General features: G+C 68.0%; 4 protein-coding genes. 3 read left to right on the top strand and 1 reads right to left on the bottom strand.

Features of this window, described 5'->3' with window-relative positions:
* Positions 1-19 precede the first annotated feature (19 nt).
* Positions 20-595, bottom strand: a complete 576-nt coding sequence (locus tag ACWELQ_RS40440) for a hypothetical protein (protein WP_452402283.1) — start codon at positions 593-595, stop codon at positions 20-22.
* 155 nt (positions 596-750) lie between these two features.
* Here ACWELQ_RS40440 and ACWELQ_RS40445 point away from each other — a divergent pair, with 155 nt between their 5' ends.
* The 3 genes from ACWELQ_RS40445 to ACWELQ_RS40455 all read left to right on the top strand — a co-directional run.
* Positions 751-1,983: a lipase family protein gene (locus tag ACWELQ_RS40445; RefSeq protein WP_452402284.1), complete on the top strand. Its 1,233-nt coding sequence runs from the start codon at positions 751-753 to the stop codon at positions 1,981-1,983.
* Positions 1,984-2,117: 134 nt separating this feature from the next.
* Positions 2,118-3,080, top strand: coding sequence for an alpha/beta hydrolase (locus tag ACWELQ_RS40450; protein ID WP_452402285.1), 963 nt, complete (start codon positions 2,118-2,120; stop codon positions 3,078-3,080).
* 113 nt (positions 3,081-3,193) lie between these two features.
* The coding region (locus ACWELQ_RS40455; RefSeq protein ID WP_452402286.1) for a lipase family protein at positions 3,194-3,946 on the top strand (753 nt) is incomplete at its 3' end.

The raw sequence follows: 3,946 nt of genomic DNA on the forward strand, positions 1-3,946 counted from the left end.
GCGTCGGTTTGTCTGTCTCTCACGGGGAGGAATGCGCATGTTTCCCGGAAGCCACGTCGCCGATCAGCCGGAGCGGGCGGCGGTCATCGTCGCCGTAGCGGCCGCCGGGGCCGTCCCAGTCGCCGATGAGCAGATCTGTGCCGCGCAGTGCCACGGCCGCACTGACCGCGATGGCGTGCGGGCCGCCGAACATCTCCATGGCCTGCGGGTACTCGGTGAGCCCACCCGCGCCGCCGCTCCAGATGGTCATGCGCGGATTGGCGTGCGCGCCACCGAAAGCCTGACCCAGCACCACCGTCCGGTCGCCTGTCCCCGCCGAAATGAGTTCGGCGAGTTTGGCATACGGACTTTCCCCATGTACCGGCACGGTCTTCCAGTGGCTGCCGTCCGTGGTGGTCCAGGCGGCGGGGGCGCGACCGTCGGTGGCGGGGATCGAGCCCAGCGCGAGCACCCCGTCGGCGGTGGGCGCGAATTCCAGAATGCGGGCATCGTGCTGGGGCAGTGGCACTTCACGCCAGGGTGAGTCGGGGCCGTGCGCGGCAGTGCATCCGGCGGTCAGGGCGAGCACCGCCGCCAGGACGATCGACCACCTCATTCCGACACTGTGCCAGAACCAGGCCCGCCCCGCGCCGGAACCAAGCCGTCACCGCCACCAGTGCCCCTGCTGGCGGCGGGGGTGCCGAGAGCTCCCGTCGCCGCGCCGAGCCAAATCCGAAAACGAGACCATTCGGTATGCAACGATCCGGGATCGTGACAATCCGGGCAATACGGATATTGCTCCTGGCGGCACTGGCGACGGCCCTGGTGCCCGCGACCGCGCATGCCAATCCGCTGGTGGATCTCATAGCGCCGCAACATGATCCGGCCGCCATCATGCCGACGCCGCGGTCCGATCCGTTCTACACGCCCAAGCCCGGATTCGAGGCGAAAGCGCCCGGGACGCTGCTGAGCGTCCGTGTGGCGGGCGGGCTGTTTCCGACCGCGCGCTCCCTCGAGCTGCTGGTGCGCTCCACCGACTCGCACGACCATCCGGTCCCGGTGGTGACGACGTTGCTGCTGCCGTACGCGCCCTGGCGCGGAACCGGCCCGAGACCGCTGGTGTCCTACAACATTCCGATCTCCTCGGTCGGGCATTCGTGCGCGCCCTCCGCGGAGTTGAAGCGCGGGGTATCGGCGGATCTGTTGGCGATCCAGTTGCTGCTGGCCAAGAATTACGCCGTCGTGATCCCCGACCATCAGGGCCCACGACAGGCGTACGCGGCCGGGCTGATGGGCGGTCACGCCGTGCTGGATTCGATCCGCGCGGCGACCCGCACGCCGATGCCGGGATTGGGGCCGCAGACACCGGTGGTGCTGACCGGATATTCCGGCGGCGCGATCGCGACGAGTTGGGCCGCACAACTGGCGCCCACCTACGCCCCCGAGATTCGCTTGGTGGGAGCGATGATCGGCGGCACTCCGGCGGATTACGAGCTGCTGCTGCCGCGCATGGACGGCCGCAACTTCGCCTCGGGCGTGCTGCTGGCGGCGGCGCTGGGGCTGGGGCGCGAGTACCCGGAACTGCTGGATCTGCTCAATGACAACGGCTGGCGGGTGGCGAAGCTGTTCCGCGACATCTGTATTTCGCAGGAGACGGCGCTCGGGGTGATCGCGCCGCTGCGGGCCGATCAGCTCTCGGATGTGCCCGATCCGACGAAACTGCCGTTGGTGCAACGGATCATGCGGGAGAACCGGCCGGGTGCGGTCGCCCCGGCGGTGCCGGTGTTCCTGTTCCACGGGGTCGATGAGATCTGGATTCCGTTCGAGGGCGCGCGGCATTTGTTCGACGAGTGGTGCGCGCGCGGTGCGCGGGTGCGGTTGCAGCCGTTTCCGGGTGAGCATTTCCTGGTGGGCGCGTTGTCGATTCCGTTGACCAATGGCTGGGTCGAGCAGTTGCTGGCCGGGCGGCTGGTCCCGCCGGGCTGCACCGGGCCCGGGCATTGACCGGTCACCGTGATTTGGCTAACAGTTAGCTAAGTTCGCGCGGCGTCGCTTCGATTGAGCCGAGTTCATTTCACTTAGCATCCGAAATGTTCGGACAGTCGGATCCTGATGAATGGACAGCGATGACCGCCGATATGCGAAGAACCGCGGCCGCGGCACTCACCGTGCTGGTGTTGTCGATATCGGGGACCGGCGTCGCACATGCCGATCCGACCGTCGACTCCGTCCTCGCCGGAGTGCAGGACATCAGCGCGAACCGTTCTCGGCTCACGGTGTATTCCGCGGCCATGAATCGCACGGTCACCGTGGACGTCCTGCATCCCGCCGATGCCGAGCCACGCCCCACCTACTATCTGCTCGACGGTGTGGATTCCGGTGCAGGGGAGACGAATTGGACACAGAAGACCGATATCGCCGCCTTCTTCGCGGATAAGCGTGTGAATGTGGTGCTGCCCGTCGGCGGGCGCGGCAGCTTCTATTCCGACTGGGAGCGGCCCGATCCCGGGCTGGGCGGCGTGCAGCGGTGGGAGACATTCCTGACCAGGGAACTGCCGCCGCTGATCGACTCGCGTTTCGCGGGCAACGGCCGCAATGCCATCGGCGGGCTGTCGATGGGCGCGCTATCGGCGGCGACGCTGACCACCCGGTATCCGGACCTGTATCGCGGTTTCGCCTCCTTCAGCGGCTGCCTGGATACCGTGAGCGCGAATGCCCAACTGGCCATTCGCAATTCGATCAGCTGGGTGGGCGGCAACCCGGACAATATGTGGGGCCCCGACGGCGATCCGGCCTGGGCGGAGCATGACCCGCTCTCCCGTGCGGCCGCCTTGCGCGGCAAGGCGGTGTATATCTCGGCGGGCAGCGGGACACCCGGCCCGGAATCGCTGACCGACCCGCTCATGCCGCAGGCGGTGACTTTCGGAGCGGTACTCGAATATCTGGTGCGCGGATGCACCGAGACGTTTCAGCGGCGACTGCGGGAGCTGGATGTGGCGGCGACGGTCGTGCTGCATCCGGAAGGCACGCATTCCTGGCCGTATTGGCAGCAGGATTTGCACGATTCGTGGCCGGTGCTGGAAGCGGCGCTGACGGATTAGCGCGGATCAATTATCGGGGCGGTCGGCGTGTCGGCATCGGTGGCACGGTCTCGAAGCTCGACAGTGCTATTGGGCAACTTCGTAGCGACCCCATTGGGAGGTAATTGTCCGTGATGACCGCCGTGATTCGTCGCGGCGCGGCCGGTTCTCGCGTCCGCCGTCTGATCGCGCTCGGTGCCCTCTTGGGTGCACTGCCCGTCCTGCTGGCCTTCGCCGCCACCGCGGGCGCGTCACCTCTCTACCCCACCCCCGATCCCGATCCGTTCTATCAAGCCCCGGCCGATCTCGCGGCCGCCGCACCCGGCGACGTCCTCGCGGTGCGGGCGATGCCGCCCCTGCCGACTTTCCCGGGCGTCACGGTGACGCTGGTGAAGTTCCGCTCCACCAATTCCGCGGGCAATCCGATCGCCGCGACCACCACCCTGCTGCGCCCGGTCGCCGCGGTCCCCGGCGCGCCTCTGCTGTCGTATCAGCACATCATCAACGCGCTGGGCACCCAATGCGCGGTGTCCCATGTGCTCTATACGCAGGACCCGAACCTGGTGGTGCGGGAGGCCCCGATCCTCAACGGCCTGCTGCTGCACGGCTGGTCGATCGCGCTGCCCGACCATCTGGGTCCGACCATCGCCTACGGTGCGGCCCGGCTGGGCGGCATGATCACCCTCGACGGCATTCGCGCGCTGCGCCGCGTCCACGAGTTCGGGCTGGATACGAGTCCAGTTGCGCTGCTGGGCTATTCCGGCGGCGGCATGGCGACCGCGTGGGCCGCGGCGCTGCAACCGCGCTACGCGCCCGAACTGCGGCTGGCCGGGGCGGCCGCGGGCGGGGTGCCGATGAATCTGGTCAAGATGATCGAAGCCCTGGGC

Source organism: Nocardia sp. NPDC004722 (assembly GCF_053601505.1).

Coding starts and splice junctions, on each gene's coding strand:
- ACWELQ_RS40450 (WP_452402285.1), top strand. CDS start 2,118: ATGCGAAGAACCGCGGCCGCGGCACTCACCGTGCTGGTGTTGTCGATA.
- ACWELQ_RS40440 (WP_452402283.1), bottom strand. CDS start 595: ATGAGGTGGTCGATCGTCCTGGCGGCGGTGCTCGCCCTGACCGCCGGA.